A 25022-nucleotide genomic window follows, 5' to 3' on the forward strand; every position below is an offset into this window, starting at 1 on the left:
GCGGAGCCTGTGGGTGGTCGCTGGGCACGGAAGCCGGTCACTGATCTTCCTGAGGCAGCCCAGGACTTTCTCTTGCATCTCTTGCAGTTCGTCGCTCAAGAAGAAGGCGCCTCAAGCGCAGAAGGACGGAGACCACCCGGCGGCGGGGATGCAGGGTGTCACGCGGCGCAAGGGCGGGCAAGTCGGCTTCGCCGACCCTTGCGCTCGCGTGAATCTGATCTCCCTTCGCCGCCGCCGGGATGGGTGTGCTCTGGTCACGGCTGCCGGGCGGCTCTTCCGCGGCTGCGGTGCCGCCACTTACGCGGCCGGCAGGTGATGGATGAAGGGCGCCGAGGGCCAGGGGTTGCCTCGCGCGACTGCGCGGCTGTCCATCAGACCTGGAGCCCTAGGCCGGCCGCAAAGATGGCCAGCTGGCTGTCACCCAGTCGAGGTCGGTGAGCATGTGCCAGAACCCCTCAGATTCAAGTAATAGCAGTGGCTCTGCAGTGCCTAAAGTGCATTTGTACTGGTAGAATAAGGGTCGCGCCAAAGGCCCCGAGCCCATCGCCTGCGGCAACGTCATCCCCTGATCTCGCCATCACCGCCGCACTCTCGCCAGCGGAATGATGCCCCGATCAGTTGTCACCCACGGCAACTGATTCCATGGCTCTTTGTATCTCATCGAGGCCCGCAATGGGCCCCGCTCGCTCCCTTGTGATTGCGGCCGGCGGCGGCCGTGATCTGGCCTGGCCCCATCAGCGCATTGCCACTGAGCTGCTGGCCCGCAGCGGCAGTCGGCTGGTCCACCTGCTGCTCCACGGCGGAGCCCGAGGAGCCGATGCCGCCATTGCCCGCGCGGCGCATCAGCTGGGCTGGTCGGCTCTCGTCATGCCCGCCGAATGGCGGCGCCATGGCCGGGCCGCCGGGCCGATCCGCAACCGGGAGCTGCTCGAGCTGGCCGTGGCCCGGGCCGAAGCCCACGCCTCCCCTGGTGTCTCCACCTCCGTGCTGGTGGTGGCCTTCCCCGGTGGGTCCGGCACGGCCTCGCTGGTGAGAGAAGCCCGCCGCATGGCCTCCCGCTCCCCGGTGCCGATCGCCGTGGTGGAGGTCAGCCCATCCGCCGCTCGCTGGGCCGATCCCGCTGCTGCTCCTTGCCCCTGAAGCCTTCCGCGCCTGGTGGCGCGTCTATTCCCCATTCCCGTTTCACCGTCATGCCTGTTCTCACCCCCACCCCAGCAGCGGCTGCTCCAGAGTCCTCTGGTCCGGCCTGTTCCTTGCAGCGCTCCGACTCCCTGTGGCAGCTGGGCATCGAGGCCCAGGAGCTCACCACCGCCATCGGCCAGTTGGCCGAGCAGCTGGAGGCCGATGACGACGACTCCCGCAGTCAGGCCCTTGCTGAGTTGGAGGCCGCCCTACTGGCCGAGGAGGGCAACAAGGCGGCCCTGGCGGCCAAGGCCGATGCCACCTGCTGGGTGATCGAGCACCTACGCGGCCAGGCCGCCTACCGCCAACAGCAGGCCAAGCGGCTCACCGACCTTGCCCGCTCCGATGCAGGTCGGGCCGCTGCCCTGGAGGACTCCCTTGTGCTGGTGCTCACCAGGCTGCAGCCAGGGGCCACCCGCTTCTCCTTCCCGAATCACGAGCTCACTAGCCGCAGATCCCAGGCCGTTGAGATCGATGACGAGCAGGCTCTGGCTCCCGAGTGGCTGACGGTCAAGACCACCACCCAGCCCGACAAGGCCGCCATCAAGCAGGCCCTCAAGGCCGGCCAGCAGATCCCTGGAGCCCAGCTCCTCTCCCACCGGAGCTGGCGGATCACCTGAGGGGTGCAGAGCCCCCCTCGATAGGGGTCCGCTGCAGGGGCGGGCCCACCCCATTACGTCCCACATCCTCAGAAGCCATGGAGCTCACCCCGTACAGCAGCAGCCTCACCACAGGCGCCATCCCGACCACGCCCCGGCCCAGCGGCCACATCTGGTCCACACGGCTGGCCAGCTGGGTGGTGCCGATCACCCGCAAACCAGGACGCCGGCCCTCGCCCGATCACATCCACTGCAGCGAGCCGCCCTGCTGGGTGCTGATCGAACCGCTGCCGCCGAACATCTCTGCCCACTGATCCCGAACCCTGTTCCCACCCATCCCCTTGATGCCATGACCTGCACGTTCACCGCCGAGCAGATCGCCTGCCTCTGTGCCCCCCTCGATCGCGCCAAGGTGCGCCAGCGCGAACAGGGCCGCGGCAAGGTCAGTTACCTCGAGGGCTGGCAAGTGATCGCAGAAGCCAACAGGATCTTCGGGTTCGATGGCTGGCAGCGGGAGACGGTTGCGCTGCGGTGCGTCTCCCAGGCGGAACGGCGCATCGGCCGTGAGCCGAGCAAGCCCTCCGATGCACCGCAACGCGACGGCTGGGGCGTCACCTACATCGCCCGGGTGCGGGTGGTCGTCGGCGCGATCGTGCGCGAGGGCAGCGGTGCCGGCCACGGCATCGATGTCGACCTGGGCCAGGCCCATGAATCCGCCCTCAAGGAGGCGGAAACCGATGCCATGAAACGGGCGCTGATGACCTTCGGGAACCCGTTCGGGCTGGCGTTGTACGACAAGCAGCAACGGGAGGTCACCTCAAGCGTCACCGGGGCCCCCTCACGGGGGGAGATCACCGAGCGCCCCTCTCGGGGCGACATGCCGCCCCACTCCCCCAACGGGATCGCATCCAATGCCGCTGCCGGAAAAGGCTCGCTGCGGCGCTCACCGGCTGGCAACGGTCACCGTCCCAGCAGCCACCCACCCGCAGGCCAGCACTCCGACGCTGCAGCGGCTGATGGCGTCGACGCAGCCCCCGAGGACGCGGCCCTGCTGCCTCTCGATGGCACCACGATCCGGCGGATTCACGCCACCATCCGCAGCCTTCCCCAGCCCCAGCTGGAGGGGTTCACCAAGGCCTTCCGCAAGCGGTTTCAGGTGCCAGCGGAGGCCACCTCCATCGCTGATCGGATTTGCCAGAAGCGACACCACGACTGGATCGAGGCTTTCCTGGTGCAACACCAGCAGGTGGCGGCCTGAGCTGATCACGATCAGCCCACTCACGGCGGCCCACTGGTGCCCGTCCTGGATCCTTCCGGACCCGGGGCCGCCGCGATCCGCTCCCGCAGCCTGACGGCCACAGCCAGCACAGCCGCATGGCTGGCGAGCTCCTGGGGCACCAGCAGCCAGAGGCGCTCCACGAGCGGCTCCCATGGCCGCACCGCCGTCAGCGCTGCCTGCCGCCAAGGGCTGGTCTGCAGCAGGGACGCCGGCACCGGCAGCAGCGCATCACCCCGTTGCAACGCCGCCAGCCAGTCGATGGCGGCAACAGCTTCGAGCGGGGTGATGGCCGCCAGCTGCTGCTCCTCCAGGGCGTGATGGAGCGCCGGTGCAGCCGCCACCGGCGGTGCCAGGAACCGGAAGGTTCGGGACGGTGGCGCGGCGGAGGAATCGGTGCCGTTCAACCGGCTGGCGAGGAGCAGCCTCCAGCGGCCCAGGGGCAGCCAGGCCATCCCCTCCACCGGAGCCGGGCAGACGCTCGCCAGCAGCACCGCCTCCAGTTCGCCTGCACGCAGCAGCTCACTCCACTGGGTCAGGCTCCGCCACTGCAGAGGCGTCGAGCGCAGATGGGCGAGTCCATCGAGCAGGTGCTGATGGAACAGGTCGGTGACCACATGCAGGCCGGTGGCATGGCGCAGAGGAGGAGGAATCGGAGCAGGCAGCGGATTTGGCGCTGGTCGGCGGGTGGCGGAATGCTCCTGCCACCACGGCCGTAATCGGCCTTTGGTACTGACCGCCACCAGCACGGCAAGCAGCGCTACCGAATCGTGATGAATGCAGCAGGAATGGCACCGCCAATTGCTGCCCAATGGAGCTGGGGATATGCCCCTCGCTCCAACACCCATGTCTTCATCCACTTCATCGACGACGGCCGAGCAACGCAGCAGCAGCTCGGCGACGCCGGAACGTCCACTGCGCTGCCACCTGCTGATCGGCCCGCCGGCCAGCGGTAAGTCCACCCTCGCCCGCCACCTGGCCACGCTGCTTAGCAGGCCCGAGGAGCCACCACCCTGTTACATCAGCAGCCGCGACATTCGCGCCGAAATCTTTGGCGATCGTGGTGTTTTCGGCCCCTGGGATGACATCGCCGCAGTGATGCACCAACGCATCCAGGAGGCTGTCGGCTCAGGCGCTCCGGTGATCGTGGAAGCCACCTTCTCACGCCGGGCCTGGCGGCTGGCGATTACGCAAAGGCTGGAGTTGCCGGTGCCGGTGGAGTGGATCGGCTGGTGGCTGCGCACCCCCCGCGAGCTCTGCCAGCAATGGAACCAGGGCCGTGATCACAGCGTCCCCGAGCAGGTAATCGACAACCATGTCTCCCTGCTGGGCCAGACCCCCTTCTCGCCCAGCCGCTCGGAAGGTTTCGCAGCGGTGGTCTGCGTTGAACCCCATCACCATGAGCAACTGGAGCCTCACCTGCAGGTGGTGCTGGGGAAGTTGGAGCGGCGGATCAGCGCCGCCCGCAACCGGGACGCCCGGCTGATCCCCCATGGCTACTCGCGCCTGCTGGAGTGCGAGCGGCTGCTCCACCTGATCCAGCTGCTCAGCCGCGAGCCGGAACTGACCGCCACCAACACCCAGCCGGCGGCGGACGCGCCCGCAGGCCTGGCCGAGCGGGCGGCGGCCCTGCTCGCCCGGACCCATGGGCCTTGCTATGCGGACGTGAACGCGATCGCGGCCGACCTGGACTGGTTGCGGCAACAGGGATTCACCGCCACCTGGCGCGTCAGCTCTGAGCAGGGGAAACCCGCGCTGATGCGGGCGGTCGAGCCGCCGCCCTGGCCGGCGTCGCAACCGCTCAGCGCGGGCGGCTGGTCCGCGCTGGGCGATCGCGAGGCCTTTTGCCGTGCGCTCACCCTGCTGCGCCACATCCTTCATCACCCCTTTGATCGGCAGGAAGGAGTGGCGATCGACCATCACCTCGCCGCTCGGCTCAAGACGCTCAGCGGCGGCCGTCACTGCTGGACTCCCCGCCAGTTGCACCAGAGCATCACCGCGATCCTCACGCCTTATGGCTTTCGTGATGCGGCAGGTAGTGGTCGCCACGGCTATGCCCTCGGGGCCTCGCTGCTGCCCCTGCCGCTGCAGGTAGAGATCCATGGGCTGCTGCAGGCCAATGCCGATCGCCTCGGTGATCCGAGCGGGCAGGCGATTGCGCGGGAGCTGGGCAGGCGGTTGCAACGCAGCGGCATCGCCATCGAGACCGTCCCCCCGGTGCGGACGTTCTTCAATCGCTCCCTGCTGGCGGGGGATCAGCGCAGAAACGGCACCCTGCTCAACACCGAGCAGGCCGAGCAGCTGCGCGGCGCCATTCAGCAGCACCAGCGGGTGGTGTTCACCACCATCGCCGCCTCCCATGCAGGACTGGAGGAGATCCGGGGGTGGCCCTTGCAGTTGATCTTCCACACCAGCGCCTGGTATCTGCTGTTCGAGCACGACCACATCGGCCAGACGGAGGGGTTGCTGGCCTGCCGGCGAATCGATCTGCTGGGGCTGCGCCGGATCGAAATCGGCAGCTGCCGCAGCCAGCCGTCCCATGCGGCGGCGCTGCTGCGAGGCGAAACCTTGCAGCACTGCTGCGGCAGCCTTGAGTTCGGTGATGCCCTCCAGGCGCAGCAAGCGGTCTGCGGGACGCCATCGGAGCAGCGCAGCAAGGCCATGGGCACCTTGCAGCTGAGCTGTGATGCCGCCGCCTTTGCCCTGCTGCGTGAGGAGGTGCGGCGCTTCCCGGCGGCGGCGGTGCGCCTGTCGCGCCCCCTGCCTGGTGATGGAGTGCTCAGCTCGCTGGGCGAGCAGGCAGAGCTGCTGCCGTGTAGCCGCTCCAGCCACCCCTATCCAGTAGAGATCGACCTGCCGCTCTGGACCCTCGAGCGTGACTCGGACCTGCGTCGCTGGCTGTATGCCCTGGGCGCCGGAGTGCGGATCGAGTCGCCGCTGTCTCTGCAGCGAGAGCACCGGCACTGGCTCCAGTCCGCCCTGGCGGCGTACCCCAGGAGAAGGGAAATCAAGAAAGAGCGGGTGCCGAAGCGGCTGCGGCAGACCGCAGGGGCGACGGGCCGACGTGGATCGGTGCTGGAGGTGGCTGAGTCTTGAGGGCAGGGCCGCCCCTCACACCCCCCGCGGCCACAGCACGCCGGTGCTCGGCCGGCCGCTGCCGCCACCACTGCCTCCGCCCCCCTGGAGCTGCTTGGCATAGAAGGGGTGCTGCCGCACGCCCGGGGCACCGAGGGCTGCCGTTGACCAGTCGATCAGGAAATCCGGGCCGGTGGCTGGTCCCATCGCCACCGGACCTGGGGTGAGCAGCGGGCAGAAGCTCAGCCGATCCGGGATCGTGCTCCAGGGCAAGGAACCGACCGTGTCCCAGCCCGCCCTTGGTTGTGTGCCGGGAGGGTGCAGATACCAGAGGTCGGTGGCGCCGCTGTAGGCCGCGGCCAGCTGATAGAAGGTGCCGGCTCCGCTGGGATTGCTGACCCGGCCCAGGCGGCGCGGGTCCGAGAGCTGGTTGCTGCCCAGCCAGAAGCAGTCCGGCAGCGTGATGCGTGGCTGGAGGATCCCCGGCGCAAACAGACCGCTGCTGGTGTTGGCATACAACCCGCAACCGCGGATCAGCTGCTGCTCGCTGCCAGTGGGCGGCAGCGGAATGATCGAGGCCGCCACCAGGGCGTTGTTGCTCCAGGTGTAGCTGTTCTGCGAATAGAACATGCCGGTGTAGGAGTTGGAGCGGTTGAGCACCACACTCCAGCCGCTCACCGCCGGCGAGCGGAACAACAGCAGGGTGTGATTCTGCGTGTTGATGTCAGTGCCGATCGGCGCGATCGTGTAGCAGAAGAACTCACGGCCCGGTGTCGTATCGGCCTGAATCAGCAGAAAGCCGGCCAGATCCCATGATGGTGTGCCATCCGAGGCGTAGTGCGATAGGCCGGCATTGACGCTGAAGAGGGTCGTCGAGAAGCTGCCGTAGCCGCCATTGCTGCTGTCGTTGGTGTAGGCGCTCTCGAGGCCCAGCTGCAGGCGCGCGGAGCTGCTGCTGGAGTTGTAGCCCTGAACCTTGGAGCTGTTGGAGAAGCTCAAGAGCACCGGCGTCTGCGGATGGCCCAGCCGCCAGACGTAGCCGTAGGTGATGGCCCCGGTTGCGGCGCTGTGATCCTTGATGAGCGACAGCGGCACCAGGGCATTGGCTGGCGTCGCATTCACCTCCGCCGAGAAGGCACTGAAGGCTTCTGAGAGCTTGAGGCCCGGATCCGTTGGCAGCTTGCTGGTCCAGTTCCACAGCGGCCATTGCAGGGCGGAGCAGGTGAGGGTCATCGCGTCAGCTCACCGGGTCCTTGAGCCGCACCACCAGGCGTGAGGGGCCGAGCTGCAACCACTCGCTGCCATCGGCCGGCTTGATGTAGCCAAGGCTCGTGAAAGTGCGGTTGTAGATCGCCAGGTCCACCGGCAACGCCACCGGGTCCCACCACTGCACCGGCGGCAGTGGCTGCTGGTAGAAGACCGTCGGTGTGATCGGCAGCCACTGGGCCGGGCGCACCAGCATCAGTGGCGTCGCTGATGAGAAGAAGTCAGCGCGGAAGGCGGTGGAGAGCTGCACCTGGGGCCGCGCCAGGTTCCAGGCCACCGTGGCGATCACGCCGGCCATGTCGGTGAGCGAGAGGTGCCACTGGCCTGAGACCACGTCCTTGGCGATCAGCAAGGCCACCGCCTGGCGGTTGGAGAAGGAGTGCTGAGAGAAGGCAAAGCAGAAGAACTCCTGGCCTGCCGCCAGGGAGGAGGCCACCACCGCCCCCAGCGGCAGCGGTTGATTGGCCAGGGTGATCAGGGAGCTGGTGGTCCCCACCCCGCCGGTGAGGCTGCCGTGGCCGCCGAGAGCCGAGCCAGCGGTGAACCCCGAGGCCAGGCCGGCGTGGGTCGTCACCGTGCCCGTGGTCAGATTTGCCACCCACTGGCTGATCAGCTCCACCGGCTGGCCGCCGCTGAGCGCCGCGAGCCGTGCCTTGATCGTCCAGCCGCAGAAGCCCGGCGCAGCGGCGGGGCCGGTGAGCACGCTCAGCAGCTGGCTCGGGTTCTGGCCGTTGGCGGCGGTGAGCCAGGCCAGCAGCAGGGCATGGGCCTCACCAAACAGGCCCGGCAGCGCAAAGCCCTGGTCTCCGCGGCGGCTGAGATCAGAGATCGTCGCCGCCATCAGCCCCCCACCGAATCGTTGAGCACAAGCGCCAGCACGCCCAACGTGGCCGTGTGGGTGCCAGCCGCCTCGGTGCGCAGCCGTGCCCAGAGCCGTTGCTGCAGGGGGCTTTCGCCATTGCTGTAGCTGCTGCCCGGCGCGAGTTTGAGCAGCGGAGTTTCAGCCGAGAAGCGCAGATCGAGCAACACACCGGCCGAGAGCGGTGGGTCCTCCTCGATCGGCCTGGCCGCATCGGCCGTTCGTGCCGCCGGGGAGTCGTAGAAGCTCACCCAGGCCGCCACCGAGCAGCTCACCTCCAGGAAGATCCCATCGACACCGAAGTCCGCAAAGCTCAGATCCACCACCGACGGACCGCTCAGTGGTCCACTGGTCTGCTGCTCAAGGGCCCGGCGGGGCGTGTCGATCCTCGGAACCCAACTGGCCATCAGGGGATCACCGGGATCTTGCGGATCGCCCGCACGGTCTGGGGAAACGTCTTGCCCAGCGGTTCCCAGTTGCCATAGAACCAGTCCTGCACCTGGTGGGTGGTGGCCGAGTCCTGGGTGGAGGTGCCCATCCCCCCCGCCAGGAACTCCTGGGCGCCGCCGATCGCAAACAGCGGAAAGGCGGTCTGAGCCGGAGACGAAAAGGTGTAGTTGGCACTGGCCGGCACCGCATAGGGATTGGCGCCGTGAGTGGTCACGTTGCCCTCACTCCCATCCGGCTTGAAGCGCCGGTAGAGGATCTCCAGTTCGAACAGCGCCGGGATGTACCAATCCGAGAAGGTCGCGATCGAGAGCCCCCGCGCCCACTGGGTGGCCGGGTGAGCGGCATCGTTGGCGGCGTTGCTGTTCGCCCAGCCATCGAAGGTGCTCGATGCCCCGGTCGTTGCCGTATTGCTGGTCTTGCAGGCCCGGATGCTCTGGCCTGTGGCCTTGGGCGAAATGATCAGGGCGTGGGTGGCCACGCCATTCATGCTCTGGGAGATCAGCCCGCCGTAGTAGCCGCCCTCATACGCCGCACCGATCGCCGGCAGGCTGGCCACCGGCGTGCCACTGGCGGCGACGTTGAGCTTGTAGACGTCGCCGTTGCTCTGATCGAGGTAGAGGTCACCGGTGATCTGGCCGGGGATCGAGGCCGGCGGCGGACCGCTGCCCACGAACCAGCCCGTGCCACGCACACCCTGGGCTCCAGCACCGCCGGTGGCGCCGATCGGTCCCTGGATGCCCTGTGGTCCAGCGGCGCCGGTGCTGCCTGCCGGTCCGGTGGGTCCGGTGGGGCCAGCTGGGCCCACAGCGCCGGTCGGTCCAGCTGGGCCAGCGGGGCCTGAGATCGGCCCGGCGTTCACCCAGTTGCTGCCGGCGGCGTTCCAGCTGTAGAGGCTGTCGTTCTCGTCCTGAACGATGTAGGCGTCCCCCTGCTGGCGGTTGGTCGTCGGCAACGCCGAGAAGGTGGCGACACTGCCCTTGAGGTTGATGCCGGTGCCGGCGGTGCCCTGGGGTCCAGCCGGCCCCTGGGGTCCTGCGGCGCCCGTGCTGCCGGCTGGGCCTGTGGTTCCCGCTGGCCCCTGGCTGCCGGCGGGGCCGGCTGGGCCCTGCGGCCCGCTGTTGCCTTGTGGGCCGGTCGGTCCGGTGCCGCCTGCAGGACCTGTGGGTCCAGGCACCCCCTGGGGTCCGCGGATCGAGCCGGTGTTCGCCCAGGAGGTCATCAGCTCAGCAGGCCGTTCTCACGATCTATTGCCACTGATGCGAGCAGGCCCCTCAGGCCAGCACCCAGGCAGCGCCACTCCAGAAGCGAATCGGCCTCAGGATCCAGGCGCTGCCGGTCCAGATCTTGGCGGTGATCGGCTGGAAGCCCCGATCGATACCGAGGTAGGTCATCGCAGCACCAGGGCTGGCCGTCCGCACCCCGAAGAACTCCTCGGTGACGATCCGCCCCGCCGGTCCCTGGTCCCAGTTGTCCTGGCCGCCGTCGAACGGCTGGAGCGGGTCCTGGCGCCTGCGCATCGCTCAACCCACCGCCAGCTTGAGCAGGCCCCGCACCGCGCCGGTGGTGGTGGTTGAGCAGAACATCAGCAGCGCCAGGCAAGCGTCATTGGGCACCACCGGCAGACCCAGGCCGGCCCAATCACGGATCTCGCTCTTGTTGGCCACCATCGTCGTGGTGCCGGTCAAAAAGCGAGTGGCCGTCACCCCAAAGGCCCCAGCCGTGCCGGTGGTGGCGCTCAGCAGAACACTGTTGACCTGCTTAATCCCCGTCTTGCCCGCGGCGGGGAGGATCGGATAGAGGCCGGAGGCGCGGCTGGTGGCCGCCAAGGCGATCACCACATCTCCTGTGGTGTCATCGGCATAGGTCACGTTCACCGTGGCGTTGACGCCGGTGGCGCCGGTGTCCGTGTACCACTCCAGCCACCAGCAAAGCTCAGAGAGATCCACCGCGCCGATCCGATCGGCGGAAACGCCGGTGAGGGTGAGGGGCAGGTTGGTGGTCTGCACCGTGGGAGAAGCAACGGTGCCCGAGAGGCCGCCCTGGTGAGCGAGGCGGTCATGGACGCTGAGGTTGGTGGCGCTGTTGGCCGTCACCAGATCCAGCCAGGCCAGGTAGTTCGCTGCCGGCGGCGTCTGGTTGGTCAGCGGCAACGCTCCGGTCGTGGCCCTGGTGCAGACCGCCGCCGTGGTCGGGATGGCGCCCTGCCCTGGCTGACCCGTCGCTCGCCAGAGCGAATAGAAGCGCCCGGCCACAGCGTTGGTGAGGCTCGCCTTGTCGATCAAGGCATTGCGCGAGAGCGTCAGGGCTGCAATCAGCTGGTCGCGGCTCGTGATCGCCATCAGTTCGTGTCCACCCAGAGGTCGTTGACCTGGGGGCTGGCCGGTGCCGTTGGTCCCACCGTCAGCCTTGAGGCGTTGAGCTTGAGGTTCAGCGCCTCCTGCAGGTCGGCTTGCGCGCTCAAGCTGCCGGTGATGCCACCCCAGAGGCTCGGCCCGGCTGGGCCCGTTGGCCCCTGGCTGCCGGTGGCTCCAGCTGGACCTGTCGCCCCCGTCGGACCCGTTGCTCCGGTGGGGCCAGCGGGTCCGGTACTGCCGGCGGTGCCGGGCACACCTTGGGGGCCCTGGGCGCCGGCTGGGCCCTGGCTACCCGCCGGGCCAGCAGCTCCCGCTGGACCTTCCGGCCCCCGCAGCGACAACCCGAGGGCGCCCCAAGACGTCATCCACTCCCCCAGCAGGTCACGCCTTCTATTGCCAGAGACCCAAAGCGGCGAACCGCAGAGCGGCACCTCAAAGCGACGAACTCAGACGATCAGCTCGAAGACCTGGCCGTTCGTTCGGTTGAGGTACAGATCCCCCGGCGCCGGCGGCGGGTTAAGCCCCTCGCTCGGTGGTGGCCCATCGCCCGCATACCAACGGGTGCCGCGGCTGGCAGCGCCGGAGCCGTTCATCACCACCAGCGACGGTTTGCCATCCACCGGGGAAGGCAGCAGGGCGAGGCCGCCCTGGGGGTGCAGGCGCAGCCGCCACACCTCGGCGCGACTGCCGTTGTAGGCGAGCCCGTCGAGACCGTCGCTCGGCACCAGAGGCTCCACCCCGGCCAGGCTGCTCGCTCCACCAGTTGGGGAGCTCGGGATCATGTTCGGCGGCAGCGGGCAGCCCAGCAGCGCCACCGGCAACGTGGCGATGTTCACCCCCATCGTCACCGTCACGCTCAGGTCCAGCCGCTGGCCATAGACGTGCCGCACCTTGGGCACATCCGGCCGGTAGGGCGTCCAGGGCACGGTTTCGCTGGAGCCGTCACCCCAATCCACCTGAAAGTCCTGGGCCGGCAGCCCCAGCGGGTTCACCGCCAGCTCGATCGGCGCGGAACCGAGCGGATCGTTCCAGCGGCTGGGTGCCGGCATCCAGAACAGCTCCAGTGGCAGCGCCGGCACCGGCCCCAGCCGGAAGCTCAGCTCCAGCCAGCGAGGCGCCTCATGCACCAGCACCCATTCCTCGCCGCCCGGGCAGCCCACCGGCGGGAGGATCCGCACCCGCCCGTTGGTGGGATCAGAGCCATTGGGCAGCGGGTACGGCATGGCGCTCCGGCGGGATCAGCCCAGCAGATCCAGCGGCAGGGCAGGCTCCTGGTCATCGGCCAGAGGCTCATCGAGCCCGGCGTTTGGGGCCGCGCTCGCAGGGCCGCTGGTCGCCAGCCCCTTGGTGGCCAGCAGCTCAGCCTCGGCCACCAGCTCGCCCTTGGTCATGCCCGGATCCAGCGCCACGCCGTAGCGGCGCTCCACCTCAGCGATGATCTGCGCCTTGGTCATCGCGGCGTAATCGGGCAGGTCCTCAGCCGTCGCCGCCAGGGCCGACTCAGGACTGGACGGCGCAGGCCTCTCGTGGAGCGTGATCGGGAACCAGGGTCCTGTCCCCACCGAGTTGGCCACGGCGATCAAGCAGTCCTCAGCGGCCACGACCTTGCCGGTGGTCAGGGAGAACACCAGCTCCGTGAGGCTGGACACCTTGACAGCAGAAGCCGTGGCGAGCGAGGGAGGCTGAACCACCACCGTGCTCCCGGGCTCAAAGTTCGAGCCAACAAGTTGCACCTCCTGACCCGGTGCCTCCACTCCGATCGTGTAGGGACCACCTTTCACCGCCGTGATTACACCCAGCCCCTCGCTGGGATCAACCGGTGGATCGATCGGTGGTTCAACCGGCGATCCACCGTCCTCCCCATCAGCACCTGGAAGGCTGGGAGCGTGCGCCTGCCAGCCCAGGGCCTGCCAACCGTCCATGTGACAGGGGAAGCAGTAGCGGGTCTCACTGCCAAGGGTGATCCGGATCATCCCCTCGGGGGGGACATCCAGCCTCGGCATCGCATCGGTGAGTGCCATCGACATCGTCGGATCAGAGGGGCGGACGCGATCAGAAGGTTCATCGGGCAACGGATCGAGCGGCGGCGCCGTCGGCACCGTCGGATCCGAGCCCTGCGTCAGGGGTTGAGGCGGCGCCCAGGGGGAGCCGGGCACCGTGGGGCGCACGACGGGATTGGCGAGTGCCGTCGCCTCGATCACGGAGCCATTGAGGTCCCCGGGGACGGAGTCGCTCATCGGCTCAACCGTGGGTGAGGCTGACGTGAGCACCAGCTGGCGTCGATGGCGTCAGGGTCGCCCGCGCAAAGAAGAAGCACGGGTCCACCACGTTGGCCAGATCACCAGCCGCAGGCACCAGAGAACCGCCGCTGATCGTCGCCTCGATCTGCCCGCCAGCGGCAGGAATCGCCACGGTGGCGGCTGTCACCCAGGTGCCGGTGGTGCCGTCCCTGAGCAGCGGCGCCACCTGCAGCACGGCCGTCACCGCCGCCGCCGCACCGGGGTGGGAGAACAGCAGGGTGAAGTGCTCGACGGTGTCAAGCGGAACGCTCAGGCGCACGATCTCAGCGCTCACCCGGGTGCGCTCGAACGGGTCGGTGGCGCTGTAGTTGATCGAGCCCACCAGCGTGGTGACGGCATCGATGAGCTTGTTGCCGGAAGCGGTCATGGTCGTGTCCTCAGGGGAAACAGATCGGGAGATGCGGCCTTCTGGGCCTCAGGTCAGAGCGGGCCCGATGTTGAACAGCCGCCCGATCGCCTTCTGATCGCAGACGGCAAAGCCCACGTACCAATCGACACGGGTGCGGAACACCGGTGCGTCCTGCACTTCGCCGAAGTCCCGCACCGAGATGCCGTAGCGCCCCTCGAAGGGGCCCTGAAGGCCGGTCATCTGCTCATCGCCAAAGGCGCAGCAGTAGATCGAGGTGGTGCCGCCCGCCTCGCCGAAACCGAGCACCTCGTTGCCGTTGGCGTCCTCCTCCAGGCAGAGGATCTCGGTGTCCTCGAACCAGTGGCGGCCGTCCATCACCTGATAAAGATCACCACCAGCGGCGCGGCAGGCGGAGCTGATCTGGCGGCGGCCCGCCTTGCTGGTCAGCAACACCTTCACACTGCCGTAGGCATTGACGGAGTCCACCAGGGCCTCCAGCCGGGTCAGCTTGACGCTGCCTGAGGTGTTGTCGACGGTCTGGGGGCCGCCGGGGGTGAGCCGCTTGCTGAGCCCGTTGAAAGCGCGCGGGTCAAAGGCGGCATCGCCATTGATCACGGCTGCTTCCAGGGTGAGCCGCATCGAGCGCACCTTCTGCTCGGTCTGGCTGGCCCTGGCCTCGGGGCCGTTGAGGTCCACGATCGAGCGGTCCACATCGAGATCGCCCCCGAACAGGTGGACGAACTCGGTGTCGTTCTCGACGGCGCCGTAATCACGCCGGTAGCCCTCGTTGACGGCCCGGAAGCCGACGCGGGGCATTTTCTTCTCGACGGCGAACTTGAGAGCACCACCAAGCAGGTTGCGGAAGGGGAGGCGGCTGATCAGTTGACCCTCGGTGAAGGTCTTGATCACGGCCAGGCGCTCCACCCGCGTCTCGTGTTTGGCAGCCTCGATCAGGGAGAGGCCCATGCTTGCTCCGGGTGTACCCAGCAACGTCACCCAGCTATTGCCATCGACCGAAAGGGTTGGGCGCTGGTCAGGCCCCGTCATGGTGCGGGGTGGCCTCAAGGGCTGACGCAAGCGGCGGAGCCGCCCTTGACCCCACCCCGCCCGGCTTTGGGGTCCTTCTCCAGCTCCCCATGGCTTCCGCCTTCCGCCGCGCTGCACTGGAGCGCCACAGCTCCGAATCCCTCGATCGCATCAGCACCATCTGCCACTCGGCCTGGGTGCCGCTCTCACGGCTCGCAGAGCTGGCCGATCAGATCCTCACGGAGCGCCAAGCGGCGCTGCCGGAGCGGGCACTCGATCCAGAGATCCTGGCGCTGCTGCCCTATTGAGCGCAGCTCCCGCCCGGCTGCGGCCGGGCTCATTCGTAGTGCGTCCACAGCCTCAGCACCTTCACGATCCTTTCCTCGTGGAGCACCTGGTAGACGAGCCGGTGCTGGATGTTGAGCCGACGGGAGAAGGCTCCGCGTAGATCACCCACCAGCGCCTCATAGGGCGGCGGCTGCCGGAAGGGATCCTCTGCCAGGAGTTGCAGCAGCTGCTCGGCCTTGGCCTTGAGGGCCGGTGAGGCGGCGGCGAGCTTGCGGGCGTCCTTCTGCGCCTGCTTGGTGAAGCGAACGCTCCAGCTCACCAGCCGGGCTGCTCACTGAGCTCTTCTGCCGGTGTGGCGAGGCCTTCGAGGATCGACTCGCGCATCCCGGGGATCGAAACCAGGTGCAGGGTCTCCTGGATGGCGTTCCAGTCGGCCTCGGAAAGCAGCACGGCATTGCCGCGCTTGCCCGTGATCTGCACCGGCTCGTGGGAGTCGCCGACCTCGTCGATCAGGGCATAGAGCCGCTTGCGGGCTTCTGTCGCGGAAATGCTGGCCACCAGAGCAGTGCGTCAGGCACGTACGTCAAAGCGTACCGCTGGCGGTCCTGGCAATGGGTTGGATCCAAGACCCCCTTGCCGCCATGGCCACGCCGATGACCCCAGAGCGGTTCCAGGACCGCTGGGAAGCGTTCAAGGGTGAACCCCAGCAGGTGTCCGGCATCTGGGGCCTCTATCGCTCGATCGCCGAGCTGGAAGGCAGCGGCGACATCCTCGATGAGCACGCGAGCTGGGCACTCAAGTTCAGCGAGAAGCCACCCACCCCGCCTGTGCCGGCGAGGGGCAATCCTCTGGCCTTGCCGTTCTTCGATCAGACCAACGATGGGCCCGAGGGCTGGCGCCATTGCCAGAGCTCCAGCATCGCCATGAACCTCGCCTTCTTGAAGGTTCCCGGCATCCGCGACGACCTCGACTACCTGCGGGTGGTGGAGCGCTACGGCGACACCACCAGCCAGGCGGCACACGCCAAGGCCCTCGCCGAGCTGAACGCACCCGGTCGGTTCCTCACCAACTGCACAGTGGAGCGGGCCAAGGCCGAGATCGACAAGGGCTACGGCCTGGCGATCGGAATCCTGCACAAGGGTCCAGTTTCAGCACCCAGCGGCGGCGGCCATTACATCGCGCTGCGGGGCTACGACAGCAACGGCTGGCTGGTGCATGACCCCTACGGGGATCTGGATCTGATCCGCGGCACCTGGGCCAAAGAAGGCGGCGGGGCTGGGAAAGGCCTGCACTACTCCTTCAAGAACACCAACCCCCGCTGGCTGCCGGAAGGCCCCGCCTCGGGCTGGGCCTGGTTGTTCTCGTGAGCCGTGGCAGGCAACGACCCGAGCGGTGCTGGCGGTGGTTCGGGTCAGCGGCCAGCCTCTGCGAGGAAGCGCGGTTCGAAACCACCCTTCGATCGGGAGCGATTCATCTTCAAGTTGCTGGCGGTCGTGATCATCACCCAGCTCAGCTTGTACACCGTGGCGACCGGAGTCTGCGGAAATGTGGCCTACTCCCAGCGCCAGAAGGTGGTCGAGGTTTGCCCCCGCGTGCTCGATCAGGTGACCTCAGCCTTTGATGCCACCTTGAAACTGCTCATCGCCCTGCTGGGCGGGGCAGCGCTGACCCAAAACGGACGCTGAGCAGGGCCCCCAGTCCGGCCGGCCGATCAATCCACCAGCGCATCGTCTCCCTCCTGGTGTGGCCGGGTGAACTGCCCACGGCTGTTCCGTGCAGTTGGCATCGGCAAGCGGCCCGGTGCAGGGCTTCCAGCACGGCTCTCCATGAAGTAGGTCGCTGCCGACTGGCCGGCCAGCGCGATGGCGGGCAAGGCCAGCGCCCAGCGGTGCTCGCAGAGCTGAACGTCAGAAGTCCGAACCTCGCAGGCGGCGACGAAGGCGCCCAAGGCCAGGATCTCGGCACCGACCAGGGCAAGTATCGGCGCTGTGTTGCTGGCGGGAGCGGGAGCCATCAGCGGGGCGGCAGGAAGGGCAGGCGATGCCCCTGCTTCCTGTTGCCACCAGAGACCAGCATCGGCCGGATCGGTGGGCGGCTGGCCTGCTGCTTGGCCTTGCTCAGCTTGGCCTTCTCCTCCGTCGAGGCCTGGGGTCGCGCGTTCTACGCGATCAGGCCATGGCCCGCACCCCATCCCAGGCCGATGCCCTCTTCCAGCAGTTCCTGCCCCTTGCTGAATCCATCGCTCGCGGCCTGGCCTCCAGCAGCCGCGTCATCGAGCTTGAGGATGCCCGCCAGGTGGCGCAGATGCAGCTCTGGCTCTCCTGCAGGCAGGTCAGCGATCCAGCCTCTGCCGCCGGCTATCTCAGGCGCTGCATCAGGGGCGCCCTGCTCCACCACCTCCGCGATCACGGCCGCCTGGTGCGCGTCCCGCGGCGTCAGCACGAGAAGGGCGGCCACCCCTGGAGCCACCAGAGCCTGCATGCCCCCCTTCCCAGCGGCGCCACCTGGATCGATCAGCTGGAGGCGCCCGAGCAGGAGCAGCCTCCGGAAGGCGCCAGCGTGGAAGCCCTGCTGGATCGGCTCCCTGCTGCCCAGGCCGCGATCATCCGGCTCTCGGTCCTGGAAGGCCAGAGCCTCCGCCAGATCGGCGCAAAGCTCGGCATCAGCGCGATGTCGGTGCAGCGGCGCCGGCAGGCGGGCCTGGCCGCCCTGAAGGCAGAGCTGGCCTGAAGGCCCAGAGGGCCGAGGCCAGCGGGCCGGTTCAGGCCGGCCCCAAAGCCCCCAGAGGGGTCAAATTCGGGGAGTCGCGGCCCAAATTCAGGGAGCACCAGGCCAAATTCGGGGAGCAGTTCGGGGAGCTCAGGGCCTGGGGGGCCTGCCCATGGGGGCTGGCGGTGGGATCGCACATCATCCGCCGGGGCAAGGGCAGCGCGAGTCGGCCTGGCGGCCGACCCTTGCCTTTCCGGCGGTGCTGCTGGCGTCCCATCGCTGCGCTCCGGCGCCAGGTCCCATGTCCCTCTGGCTCGATTCCCTCTCCCGCGAGGATCCCGTCGCCCTCGTCCACTCCAGCCACATGGCGCTCACCCAGCTGCTACGCACCCACCGGGGCAAGCCAATCCGGCGCCTTTGGATCGATCACCCCTATGGCGAGGAAGAGATCACCCTGCTGGAGGAAGAGCTGATCCCCGCGATGGAGCAGTTCCTGGCCCGCATCCAAGAGATCGATGCGGCGCTGGAGGCCGCCTATGAGGCAGAGATCGAGCGGGTCCAGGCCGGCAAGGCAGCAGAGCCACTGGTTGCGGCCTGAGGTCGCATGGGGCCAGTCAGCACCGGCCCCTTTGGGGCTCTGCCCCTCGGGGCTTGGCCCCCTCAGGCCCCGCCTGTCACCAGGGCTTGACCTTGCGCAGGTACGTCTCCACTTCCGCTTTGCGGATCACCCGCGACTCGTGGTGGTTGCTGATCTGCAGCAGGCCGCCACTGATCCTGGCCGTCACGCGCCAAGGGCCTGCTGGGCCTGACGGCATCGACTTCTCACGCACTACAGGCCCAAGCAGATCACCGGCGGCAGCGCCAGTGGCAGAGCCACGAGTGGCAGGAGGCATCAGCGCAGCAGCAGGACGTCAACACCCCTTGCCAGCGGCAACCGTGCCCTGGCAATGGAGCCTGAACGCAAGGAGCCAAGCCATGCCCGCCACCATGATCAGCGCCAGGTCGATGAAGGCCCCGACTCAGATCGCCCGGGTTCACGGCAAGCCCCGCACCGGCGTCTGGCCCCAGCAGGTCGTCGGCGCACCGGGTGTTGCCTTCTCCGTCGCCATGACCCCCTCGCGGGGCAGCTTCGATCGGCAGATGACCAAGACCACCCAGTCGCGGCCGTCACGGGCACGGCGTACTGGTGGTTGGAGCAGCGGTGATCTGCTGCGGGACTGACCCCTATGGGGATGGGTCGCGCGGGATGCCTCATGGTCGCCCCACGGGCAAGGGCTGACGCAAGCGGCTCGGCGACAGGCGCCGTCGCCGCCCTTGCCGTCGCGGGGCACCACTCGGGCGTCCCGCGCTTTGCCTTTCATGGCCGCGTCCAAGTCCCGCTCACGCAAATCCTTCGATGGCCCCACAGCAGAAGAAAAGATCGTCGCCTCGTTGATCGAGTTGATGGAGGCCGGCTCCGCCCCCTGGCGGAGGCCCTGGGATGGCACCGGCGGTGGCCACCACGTGAACCTGCTCTCGGGTCATCGCTACCGCGGTGCCAATCCGATCTTGCTCACCCTTGGCATGCACATTCGGGGATCAAGCCTGCCGTTCTGGTGTGGCTTCGCCGAGGCCAGGAAGCTCGGCATCTTCCCCCGTAAGGGCAGCAAGGCGGTTCACATCCTGCGGCCCCAGCTGCACAGCCGGGAGGAGCCCGGAGAGGGCGGTGAAGTCACCCTGCGCAGCTGGGCCAGCTATCGGCCGGTGGCGGTCTTCAATGCCGCCGATCTCGAGGGCCCGGCGCTCGCCGGCCTGGTGGAAGCCCGCCAAGCAGCAGAAGGCATCGAGCCCAGGCCGGAGCCGGAGCGCCTGGAAGCCGCCGAGGCCGTGCTGGCTGCCTGGCCGGTGCCTGTCAGCTTTGGCGGGGATCGCGCTTGTTATCTGCCGGGCATCGATCGGATCCAGCTGCCCGATCGCGCCAACTTCCATTCACCAGCGGCGTTCTGTGCCACCTGGGCCCATGAGCAGATCCACTCCACCGGCCACGAGTCGCGCCTGAAGCGCGATCTGGGTGGTGCCTTCGGGAAGGCGCGTTATGCCCGTGAGGAGCTGGTCGCCGAGCTGGGGGCGGTGCTGCTGGGTGATCGGTTGGAGATCGGCAGCGAGATCGAGAGCCATGCCGCCTATCTGGGTCATTGGATCGAGCTGCTCAAGGAATCGCCCAAGGTGCTGTTTCAGGTGCTCAGCGAGGCCCGGCAGGCGGCGGATCTGATCTGTCCGGAACTCACTATCCAGAAGTGTGAATTGAAATGACCTGTGAGGCACTGCTGATTGGTTCAAGTCCTATGTGTTTGAACACGCTTTCGCCCTACGTCTCTACGCTTACCTGCACAACTGCACCGCTGACATCGGTATCAGCCATAAGCGCTACCTGCCCTGTCTCGATTAGGCTCCGAAGATTCTGATCCAGAAAACAGCCAGGAGCCACATCCCTGTTTTCATCAAGGGGCTGAACTGATTTCCTTACTGTCGCAGAAGTGATCGAATGGCACCTGCTCTGGCTGGATTCTGTCTATCCATGGGCAGTACAGGGGCGATGATTCAATCTGAGCGAAGGGAACTCTGAGCTTGCGAGCGCCCATATCCTGCCTGCTCTTCTGGAGGCGAGGGCCTCGACGAGGCCAGGAGCGAAGCGCCTACGACGACAAACGCACGTGGCAGACCTCAAGCCCACACTGTTCGCAAAAACGCTGCTGCTTCGCCTTCGCTCCCCGTGAGACAGGGTGAGCAAGCGTATCGAAAACCGCGATGCGAACCTTGACGTTACGGCGACGGTCACTAGCCTCAAGCCCGGCCCACAACAGATGCTTGAAGTCACGTTCTGGTCCCCAAATTAGCCGGACAAGCGCCCCATCGCTCTCCGCATCGCAGTGAAGCGGCTTCACTCCTGTCGACCCAGCAACAACTAACCACTTCTCTCCTAGAGCCGCCGAAACCAAGGCTCGAGGTCCATGAGGGTGGTCCTCTAGGTACTCGGCGAACGGGCCGATACCCGCAAGTGCTCGGGCGTACTCTTTCATTGGGCCGTCTTTGAGCCAGACCCTCGCCTCTTCCGGGCTCATCCATTGACCAAGCAAGCCGCCGACCTCGCGGTCCTCTAGCCAGGTCGCATATTGAGCTGTCTTGTCATTGCCGGAGAGCTGTTCCCAATCGAGCGTCCCTGCATCCGCATACAGCTTCCTGACAACTTCTGCCACGTGGCGATCGTTGCTCACCTTGCGGGCCATCTAGTCTCCTCCAATGGCTGGAAACTGCAGCTGTGCCTCGTCCATGGCGGTCTCAAGGCTCGCGGCATCACGAATCCACGCTTCCATCAATGAACCGACATCTTGATTAGAGAACTTGATCGATGACTTTTGGCGGAGCTTCAAGGTCTCCGTCCTCCCCTCGGACTCCTCCATTCCTCGTCGGAGATCCAGGATCGCCGCGATGCGTCGAATGTCTGTAACGAAGTCGAGAACATTCACGGCTTCTTTCCCCTCACGTAGCCGAAGCCCACGGCCGAGTTGCTGAATGAAGATCCGTCGCGAATGGGTGACTCGCAGGAAGCAGATGATGTTCACGTCAGGCACATCTACGCCTTCATTCAGAATATCAACTGCAGTCAGGAGCGGCACTTGGCCTAGACGAAACTGGAGCAGTAGATGTTGTCGATCGCGCCTTGAGTGTCTACTGTGCAGACATGTTGCCGATCGCCACGCCGGGCAATAGCCGCAAAGCAAATCAGCCATTCGCTGAGCATGCTCTATCGTGCGGCAGAACACGATACATCGTGGATTCACCGTGCTGTTCCATGCATCAAGTAGTTGCTCCGCTACAGCTTCGTCTCGCTGGGGGAGAAACAACTTCGTGTTCAACTGTTTAACCGAGTAGCCCTCCTCCGAAGCGCGCCGAACCACCTCCCAGTCGAGGTCATCGACGAAGACCTGGTAATTCACCTGAGCCAAATATCCTTGGGACATCCCCTCGGCTATCCCCATCTTGAACGACGGTTCGCCAAAGTGAGTTGTGATGTCGAACTGGTCGCCACGCCAAGGCGTTGCCGTGACCCCAAACTGAGGGATCTCGTCAAGTAATGCGAGGAGTTGCGACATACGCCCGTCTTCGCTGAGGTGATGAGTCTCGTCAACCATCACAATGGCTGGACGGTAGCCTTCGTAGACGGCGCCCAAGGCGGATTCCACTGTCGCACAGGTGACGCCAGTCAGGCTTGGTGGCTTCGAATCACCTGTAAGAACTTGGGTAGGTATATCCTTCGGCAGATGTGCCCACAGCGCTGTTTCCAGTTGCTGAACCAAGTCCTTCATGTGGGCCAGGACAAGCACGTTGTCGTCCCGCCTTCTGCCAAGATGCCGGGCAATTACCTCACCTCCAACAACAGTCTTGCCGAGCCCGGTCGCCAAGACGACCAAGGCGCGACTTCGCTGCGATAGATCTCTCTCGATTGCTTCCACGGCGCGCCGCTGGTAGTCTCGAAGTTCAATCTTCGCTGGCACCTGGACCGGGATTGCCTCATAGAGTTTCTCGAGATGACTCCTAGTCCAGATGTCGATCTTTAACCCAACAGCCTGCAGAGACTTTGCACGTTTTGTCGCGACCTCATCTGGGAATGCGTTAGTTACGACAACAGCCCGATCGGCTTCGTATCGAGCGATAGCGTTCTCGACCTCGTCAACGGCGTCTCGGCCAATTTTTGCGCCAGTCGTCCACTTGTTTTGGAACACGAAAAGCTGGTCCTCACGGCTCGCGAGAATGTCTCCACCGCCGTCGCCGCTCCCATCAATCACACGAACGTCCGAGAACCCTAAATGAAGCAACAAGCGCTGAACGGACAAATTGAACCGGCTGGGCCCACCAGCTAGGAGTCTTCGGACGTCTAGAAAAGGCGCGGCGTCCATCGTCAATCCCCGATTGAATCGTCGCCGGCCCGAGCCAACTCGCCACGGAGCAGCTGAAGACTCAGCCGGCACCTCGCAAGTTGGTTCGTGCCGGAGGCCTTGGCCTCGGCGGCCAAAGCAGCATCGTACAAGTAGCTGACAATGCGGCCGACGGTGACGCGACGGCCAACACCCGATGAGACAGTTGTGTAACCGCCACGGAACACAATTCCGTCCATGAACCCTTCCGGCCACTCCTCTACGAGCCTTGGTAGGAACATCGCTGGGGTGTAAATAATGAACTCTCCCGATTGCTGCACTACGTCGAGCGTGACTCCCGTTGTTTCCAACACTAAATTCGTCTCCGTGGCCGCTCTCTCATCAGATGTGAGGAACTGCCAAGCGCGTTCCGGATCGGAGGTAACCGCACTAACCATGCCCTCTCTTACAACTCCAAGCAACTCACGAGCCTGCGCGGCGAGGAGCGCTGGATCCACTTTCAAATCACTTAGCTGGCGGTCCTTCAGCAACGCCACCCCTTGGGCGAGCGGCATATCGTGGTCGGCTCGTGTGCGTAGATGGTGAACGAGCTCTAAGGCCAGGTAATCAGCAGGGTCATCAGCAAAGTCTCTAAAGACGGGATGCAGAGCGTCGACAAACGCGAAGAACTGCCTACCACGATCCTGGACGAAGAGAACTGGAGTCCTGAAGCCGCGCGAATCGCGCACTTCTTGGGAGTTCACCAGCAACGTCTGAACATCAATCGTGGCTCCAAATTCGACTAGTCCGTACTCTCGAGAAAGTTCGGGAATTGGAACGGCGCCATCCTTCAAACGCTCAAGACGATCCCTCTCCGTCTCGCGACGGGGCATCGTCGAAGCACTCCCACCAGACTCGGAGGGCGGACTGTTAGCCGTTGTCATCGACGGTCCGGCGAGTCCTAGCTGGACGAGAACATCACCAGTGTCAGGGGTGGTGGTGCTTTCTCCTGAGAGGGAGGTCTCGTGGAGCACCACGGCCTCCCACCACTTTTCGTCTGTCTGGAATTCGGAGTCCCCCCGGTGAAACTTGTCGCGCCACTCAAGCGTGGTCGAGTGTATCGGGCCCTGTCCGTTTCCCGGTACAAGACATCGGTATCCAGGATCGTTTCGACGATAGCCACGATGCAGCTGTGCTAGAGAACTCCCGTTAGGCGGGTAGCCGAGCTGCCTTGCTCGCTGTGGCAATAGCGGCCCCTCGCCACGAAGGTAGCGAACAGCAGAAATCCAGCTCCGGTCGCTCCATTCGAAGGCGTTCTTCTGGTAGTTAACCGGTACGTGGTCGAGATGGATCTCACCCACGAGTCTTCCGCCCTGCCCCAACTCGATGGGGTATTCCAACTCTGGCGTACTCAGAGGGTCGTTATGGTCAACCCATTCGAAGATCCTTTTATCGTACCTGAGTATCTTACGTCCGTTTCGAAGAAAGTCGATGCCGAACTCAGTCTTGTGTAGGTAACGCTGAACTCCCAGCCACCCCCAGATTCGACGCTCGCGGAACGCAATGTTGACGGACCCGCAGTCAGTGCATTCGGTTCCACCGGGTGGCTGCCAGTTTCCGCAGGAAAGGCATGCATCGGCATCAGGCAGCTTTTCGTCAATATGGATAATGGCGGGGATCTGTTCAGCCGTCGAGCCGCGTCCATAAGTGACGCTTCGTTGGTTAGACCAAATGCAAGGGCGCCTTGGATTGACCTTCACGCCGTTCACGAAAAGCTCAAAAGCGGTCTTGTCGAGCAGGTACGCATAGACATCACCAAGGGTCGCGCGAATCTTTGTGTTGTTGCGCCCCAGCCACCCAGAACGGTCTGGATCCAGTCGATCAACCTCAACTATCGACCCATGTTCGTTCGGCGTGGCCTTCGGGCGAGTTATGACTGGTGCCTCAAAGTCATCGCCGATGGCATCGAGATCGATCTCGACGCCCACCCAGTCAGGGTCGCCAGCGCGCGTGGTCAAGACGCGAGCGCGCCGGCCAAGACGGGCGGTCGCGATGTTGAAGCCCATTCCGAATAAGCCGAGCTTGCTGAAGCGATCGTTACTCGACCAGCCAGCACGTACAGCATTGTTGAGGGTCGCAAGATCCATGCCACGTCCGCTGTCTTGGATCACAACCTCAGCTTCGCGGAACAGAGTATTTGCCCGGGGAAGACTGACGCTGACCCTGTACCCGTCTGGCCAATGCTCGTCGCCTCGCTGAAGCTCGAGAAAATCGTCGAAGCTGTTGTCAATGAGTTCAGCTAGACACTGCCAGGGCTCAAACTCGATGTCTCCTAAGATTCGAAGGATCCGGGCAGAGGGTCGGATGTTTATAATCGAAGGGCGCGAGTCCATT

30 protein-coding genes are annotated in these 25022 nt (G+C 65.9%); 12 read left to right on the forward strand and 18 right to left on the reverse strand.

Annotated elements, in window-relative coordinates:
• Nucleotides 1-672 precede the first annotated feature (672 nt).
• From ACWJI3_RS02940 to ACWJI3_RS02955, 4 genes are all read left to right on the forward strand, one after another.
• Nucleotides 673-1140, forward strand: coding sequence for an SLOG family protein (locus ACWJI3_RS02940; protein WP_480202808.1), 468 nt, complete (start codon nucleotides 673-675; stop codon nucleotides 1138-1140).
• 113 nt (nucleotides 1141-1253) lie between these two features.
• Complete coding sequence (locus tag ACWJI3_RS02945; protein ID WP_480202809.1) at nucleotides 1254-1802, forward strand: siphovirus Gp157 family protein; 549 nt, start codon at nucleotides 1254-1256, stop codon at nucleotides 1800-1802.
• Between the two features lie 77 nt (nucleotides 1803-1879).
• The gene (locus ACWJI3_RS02950; RefSeq protein ID WP_480202810.1) at nucleotides 1880-2095 is read left to right on the forward strand and encodes a hypothetical protein; all 216 of its coding nucleotides are present in this window, start codon (nucleotides 1880-1882) and stop codon (nucleotides 2093-2095) included.
• Between the two features lie 35 nt (nucleotides 2096-2130).
• Nucleotides 2131-3039 carry an RAD52 family DNA repair protein gene (locus tag ACWJI3_RS02955; protein ID WP_480202811.1) on the forward strand — a complete coding sequence of 303 codons (909 nt, stop codon included), beginning with the start codon at nucleotides 2131-2133 and terminating at the stop codon, nucleotides 3037-3039.
• Nucleotides 3040-3059: 20 nt separating this feature from the next.
• Here ACWJI3_RS02955 and ACWJI3_RS02960 read toward each other — a convergent pair whose 3' ends face one another.
• Entirely contained in the window at nucleotides 3060-3800 is a 741-nt protein-coding gene (locus tag ACWJI3_RS02960) for a hypothetical protein (RefSeq protein ID WP_480202812.1), read from the reverse strand.
• Nucleotides 3801-3903: 103 nt separating this feature from the next.
• Between ACWJI3_RS02960 and ACWJI3_RS02965 the strand changes: the two genes are divergently transcribed.
• Nucleotides 3904-6153, forward strand: a complete 2250-nt coding sequence (locus ACWJI3_RS02965) for an AAA family ATPase (protein WP_480202813.1) — start codon at nucleotides 3904-3906, stop codon at nucleotides 6151-6153.
• Between the two features lie 15 nt (nucleotides 6154-6168).
• Here the strand turns inward: ACWJI3_RS02965 and ACWJI3_RS02970 are convergent, their stop codons facing one another.
• From ACWJI3_RS02970 to ACWJI3_RS03020, 11 genes are all read right to left on the reverse strand, one after another.
• Nucleotides 6169-7365, reverse strand: a complete 1197-nt coding sequence (locus tag ACWJI3_RS02970) for a hypothetical protein (protein ID WP_480202814.1) — start codon at nucleotides 7363-7365, stop codon at nucleotides 6169-6171.
• 4 nt (nucleotides 7366-7369) lie between these two features.
• Nucleotides 7370-8239, reverse strand: a complete 870-nt coding sequence (locus ACWJI3_RS02975; RefSeq protein ID WP_480202815.1) for a hypothetical protein — start codon at nucleotides 8237-8239, stop codon at nucleotides 7370-7372.
• Entirely contained in the window at nucleotides 8239-8664 is a 426-nt protein-coding gene (locus tag ACWJI3_RS02980) for a hypothetical protein (protein ID WP_480202816.1), read from the reverse strand. The genes ACWJI3_RS02975 and ACWJI3_RS02980 overlap by 1 nt, the downstream gene beginning before the upstream one ends.
• Nucleotides 8664-9926 carry a hypothetical protein gene (locus ACWJI3_RS02985; protein WP_480202817.1) on the reverse strand — a complete coding sequence of 421 codons (1263 nt, stop codon included), beginning with the start codon at nucleotides 9924-9926 and terminating at the stop codon, nucleotides 8664-8666. Before ACWJI3_RS02985 ends, ACWJI3_RS02980 begins: the two co-directional genes overlap by 1 nt.
• A 52-nt stretch (nucleotides 9927-9978) precedes the next feature.
• Nucleotides 9979-10224, reverse strand: a complete 246-nt coding sequence (locus ACWJI3_RS02990) for a hypothetical protein (protein WP_480202818.1) — start codon at nucleotides 10222-10224, stop codon at nucleotides 9979-9981.
• Between the two features lie 3 nt (nucleotides 10225-10227).
• Entirely contained in the window at nucleotides 10228-11046 is an 819-nt protein-coding gene (locus ACWJI3_RS02995; protein WP_480202819.1) for a hypothetical protein, read from the reverse strand.
• Nucleotides 11046-11168 (reverse strand): hypothetical protein, encoded by a 123-nt coding sequence (locus tag ACWJI3_RS03000; RefSeq protein WP_480202820.1) that lies wholly within the window; start codon nucleotides 11166-11168, stop codon nucleotides 11046-11048. The genes ACWJI3_RS02995 and ACWJI3_RS03000 overlap by 1 nt, the downstream gene beginning before the upstream one ends.
• Before the next feature lie 339 nt (nucleotides 11169-11507).
• Nucleotides 11508-12284 (reverse strand): hypothetical protein, encoded by a 777-nt coding sequence (locus ACWJI3_RS03005; RefSeq protein ID WP_480202821.1) that lies wholly within the window; start codon nucleotides 12282-12284, stop codon nucleotides 11508-11510.
• Nucleotides 12285-12299: 15 nt separating this feature from the next.
• Nucleotides 12300-13298: a hypothetical protein gene (locus ACWJI3_RS03010; RefSeq protein WP_480202822.1), complete on the reverse strand. Its 999-nt coding sequence runs from the start codon at nucleotides 13296-13298 to the stop codon at nucleotides 12300-12302.
• Nucleotides 13299-13302: 4 nt separating this feature from the next.
• Nucleotides 13303-13728: a hypothetical protein gene (locus ACWJI3_RS03015; RefSeq protein ID WP_480202823.1), complete on the reverse strand. Its 426-nt coding sequence runs from the start codon at nucleotides 13726-13728 to the stop codon at nucleotides 13303-13305.
• A 48-nt stretch (nucleotides 13729-13776) separates the two neighbouring features.
• The gene (locus ACWJI3_RS03020; RefSeq protein WP_480202824.1) at nucleotides 13777-14676 is read right to left on the reverse strand and encodes a major capsid protein; all 900 of its coding nucleotides are present in this window, start codon (nucleotides 14674-14676) and stop codon (nucleotides 13777-13779) included.
• 170 nt (nucleotides 14677-14846) lie between these two features.
• On the opposite strand from ACWJI3_RS03020, the gene ACWJI3_RS03025 reads away from it, so the two are divergent.
• Complete coding sequence (locus ACWJI3_RS03025; RefSeq protein ID WP_480202825.1) at nucleotides 14847-15044, forward strand: hypothetical protein; 198 nt, start codon at nucleotides 14847-14849, stop codon at nucleotides 15042-15044.
• 29 nt (nucleotides 15045-15073) lie between these two features.
• Here the strand turns inward: ACWJI3_RS03025 and ACWJI3_RS03030 are convergent, their stop codons facing one another.
• Nucleotides 15074-15343 (reverse strand): Txe/YoeB family addiction module toxin, encoded by a 270-nt coding sequence (locus ACWJI3_RS03030; RefSeq protein WP_255093371.1) that lies wholly within the window; start codon nucleotides 15341-15343, stop codon nucleotides 15074-15076.
• Nucleotides 15340-15582 (reverse strand): type II toxin-antitoxin system Phd/YefM family antitoxin, encoded by a 243-nt coding sequence (locus ACWJI3_RS03035; protein WP_480202826.1) that lies wholly within the window; start codon nucleotides 15580-15582, stop codon nucleotides 15340-15342. The genes ACWJI3_RS03030 and ACWJI3_RS03035 overlap by 4 nt, the downstream gene beginning before the upstream one ends.
• 83 nt (nucleotides 15583-15665) lie before the next feature.
• Between ACWJI3_RS03035 and ACWJI3_RS03040 the strand changes: the two genes are divergently transcribed.
• Both ACWJI3_RS03040 and ACWJI3_RS03045 read left to right on the forward strand, forming a co-directional pair.
• Entirely contained in the window at nucleotides 15666-16391 is a 726-nt protein-coding gene (locus ACWJI3_RS03040; RefSeq protein WP_480202827.1) for a C39 family peptidase, read from the forward strand.
• Between the two features lie 114 nt (nucleotides 16392-16505).
• Nucleotides 16506-16709, forward strand: a complete 204-nt coding sequence (locus ACWJI3_RS03045) for a hypothetical protein (RefSeq protein WP_457766804.1) — start codon at nucleotides 16506-16508, stop codon at nucleotides 16707-16709.
• A 26-nt stretch (nucleotides 16710-16735) separates the two neighbouring features.
• Here the strand turns inward: ACWJI3_RS03045 and ACWJI3_RS03050 are convergent, their stop codons facing one another.
• Nucleotides 16736-17038 (reverse strand): hypothetical protein, encoded by a 303-nt coding sequence (locus ACWJI3_RS03050; RefSeq protein ID WP_480202828.1) that lies wholly within the window; start codon nucleotides 17036-17038, stop codon nucleotides 16736-16738.
• A gap of 161 nt (nucleotides 17039-17199) precedes the next feature.
• Between ACWJI3_RS03050 and ACWJI3_RS03055 the strand changes: the two genes are divergently transcribed.
• From ACWJI3_RS03055 to ACWJI3_RS03070, 4 genes are all read left to right on the forward strand, one after another.
• Entirely contained in the window at nucleotides 17200-17754 is a 555-nt protein-coding gene (locus ACWJI3_RS03055; protein WP_480202829.1) for a sigma-70 family RNA polymerase sigma factor, read from the forward strand.
• Nucleotides 17755-18034: 280 nt separating this feature from the next.
• Complete coding sequence (locus tag ACWJI3_RS03060; RefSeq protein ID WP_480202830.1) at nucleotides 18035-18331, forward strand: hypothetical protein; 297 nt, start codon at nucleotides 18035-18037, stop codon at nucleotides 18329-18331.
• Between the two features lie 407 nt (nucleotides 18332-18738).
• Nucleotides 18739-18954 carry a hypothetical protein gene (locus tag ACWJI3_RS03065; protein WP_480202831.1) on the forward strand — a complete coding sequence of 72 codons (216 nt, stop codon included), beginning with the start codon at nucleotides 18739-18741 and terminating at the stop codon, nucleotides 18952-18954.
• Nucleotides 18955-19092: 138 nt separating this feature from the next.
• Entirely contained in the window at nucleotides 19093-20025 is a 933-nt protein-coding gene (locus ACWJI3_RS03070) for an ArdC family protein (RefSeq protein WP_480202832.1), read from the forward strand.
• 383 nt (nucleotides 20026-20408) lie between these two features.
• Here ACWJI3_RS03070 and ACWJI3_RS03075 read toward each other — a convergent pair whose 3' ends face one another.
• Genes ACWJI3_RS03075 through ACWJI3_RS03085 form a run of 3 tightly spaced genes read right to left on the reverse strand, consistent with a single transcriptional unit; the run spans nucleotide 20409 to nucleotide 25021 of the window.
• Nucleotides 20409-20999, reverse strand: coding sequence for a hypothetical protein (locus ACWJI3_RS03075; protein ID WP_480202833.1), 591 nt, complete (start codon nucleotides 20997-20999; stop codon nucleotides 20409-20411).
• On the reverse strand, nucleotides 21000-22670 hold the full coding sequence (locus tag ACWJI3_RS03080; RefSeq protein ID WP_480202834.1) for a DEAD/DEAH box helicase family protein: 1671 nt from the start codon (nucleotides 22668-22670) through the stop codon (nucleotides 21000-21002). It lies immediately after the preceding gene.
• A gap of 2 nt (nucleotides 22671-22672) precedes the next feature.
• The gene (locus tag ACWJI3_RS03085) at nucleotides 22673-25021 is read right to left on the reverse strand and encodes an ATP-binding protein (protein WP_480202835.1); all 2349 of its coding nucleotides are present in this window, start codon (nucleotides 25019-25021) and stop codon (nucleotides 22673-22675) included.
• Between the last annotated feature and the right edge of the window lies 1 nt (nucleotide 25022).

The organism is Marcopretia estuarina LEGE 06307, assembly GCF_056633115.1.

Coding starts and splice junctions, on each gene's coding strand:
- ACWJI3_RS03025 (WP_480202825.1), top strand. CDS start 14,847: ATGGCTTCCGCCTTCCGCCGCGCTGCACTGGAGCGCCACAGCTCCGAA.
- ACWJI3_RS03015 (WP_480202823.1), bottom strand. CDS start 13,728: ATGACCGCTTCCGGCAACAAGCTCATCGATGCCGTCACCACGCTGGTG.
- ACWJI3_RS02980 (WP_480202816.1), bottom strand. CDS start 8,664: ATGGCCAGTTGGGTTCCGAGGATCGACACGCCCCGCCGGGCCCTTGAG.
- ACWJI3_RS03040 (WP_480202827.1), top strand. CDS start 15,666: ATGGCCACGCCGATGACCCCAGAGCGGTTCCAGGACCGCTGGGAAGCG.
- ACWJI3_RS03080 (WP_480202834.1), bottom strand. CDS start 22,670: ATGGACGCCGCGCCTTTTCTAGACGTCCGAAGACTCCTAGCTGGTGGG.
- ACWJI3_RS03055 (WP_480202829.1), top strand. CDS start 17,200: ATGGCCCGCACCCCATCCCAGGCCGATGCCCTCTTCCAGCAGTTCCTG.
- ACWJI3_RS03070 (WP_480202832.1), top strand. CDS start 19,093: ATGGCCGCGTCCAAGTCCCGCTCACGCAAATCCTTCGATGGCCCCACA.
- ACWJI3_RS02965 (WP_480202813.1), top strand. CDS start 3,904: ATGTCTTCATCCACTTCATCGACGACGGCCGAGCAACGCAGCAGCAGC.
- ACWJI3_RS03060 (WP_480202830.1), top strand. CDS start 18,035: ATGTCCCTCTGGCTCGATTCCCTCTCCCGCGAGGATCCCGTCGCCCTC.
- ACWJI3_RS02950 (WP_480202810.1), top strand. CDS start 1,880: ATGGAGCTCACCCCGTACAGCAGCAGCCTCACCACAGGCGCCATCCCG.
- ACWJI3_RS02985 (WP_480202817.1), bottom strand. CDS start 9,926: ATGACCTCCTGGGCGAACACCGGCTCGATCCGCGGACCCCAGGGGGTG.
- ACWJI3_RS03085 (WP_480202835.1), bottom strand. CDS start 25,021: ATGGACTCGCGCCCTTCGATTATAAACATCCGACCCTCTGCCCGGATC.
- ACWJI3_RS03050 (WP_480202828.1), bottom strand. CDS start 17,038: ATGGCTCCCGCTCCCGCCAGCAACACAGCGCCGATACTTGCCCTGGTC.
- ACWJI3_RS03010 (WP_480202822.1), bottom strand. CDS start 13,298: ATGAGCGACTCCGTCCCCGGGGACCTCAATGGCTCCGTGATCGAGGCG.
- ACWJI3_RS02975 (WP_480202815.1), bottom strand. CDS start 8,239: ATGGCGGCGACGATCTCTGATCTCAGCCGCCGCGGAGACCAGGGCTTT.
- ACWJI3_RS02970 (WP_480202814.1), bottom strand. CDS start 7,365: ATGACCCTCACCTGCTCCGCCCTGCAATGGCCGCTGTGGAACTGGACC.
- ACWJI3_RS02940 (WP_480202808.1), top strand. CDS start 673: ATGGGCCCCGCTCGCTCCCTTGTGATTGCGGCCGGCGGCGGCCGTGAT.
- ACWJI3_RS02955 (WP_480202811.1), top strand. CDS start 2,131: ATGACCTGCACGTTCACCGCCGAGCAGATCGCCTGCCTCTGTGCCCCC.
- ACWJI3_RS02995 (WP_480202819.1), bottom strand. CDS start 11,046: ATGGCGATCACGAGCCGCGACCAGCTGATTGCAGCCCTGACGCTCTCG.
- ACWJI3_RS03020 (WP_480202824.1), bottom strand. CDS start 14,676: ATGGGCCTCTCCCTGATCGAGGCTGCCAAACACGAGACGCGGGTGGAG.
- ACWJI3_RS03075 (WP_480202833.1), bottom strand. CDS start 20,999: ATGGCCCGCAAGGTGAGCAACGATCGCCACGTGGCAGAAGTTGTCAGG.
- ACWJI3_RS03005 (WP_480202821.1), bottom strand. CDS start 12,284: ATGCCGTACCCGCTGCCCAATGGCTCTGATCCCACCAACGGGCGGGTG.
- ACWJI3_RS03065 (WP_480202831.1), top strand. CDS start 18,739: ATGAAGGCCCCGACTCAGATCGCCCGGGTTCACGGCAAGCCCCGCACC.
- ACWJI3_RS02990 (WP_480202818.1), bottom strand. CDS start 10,224: ATGCGCAGGCGCCAGGACCCGCTCCAGCCGTTCGACGGCGGCCAGGAC.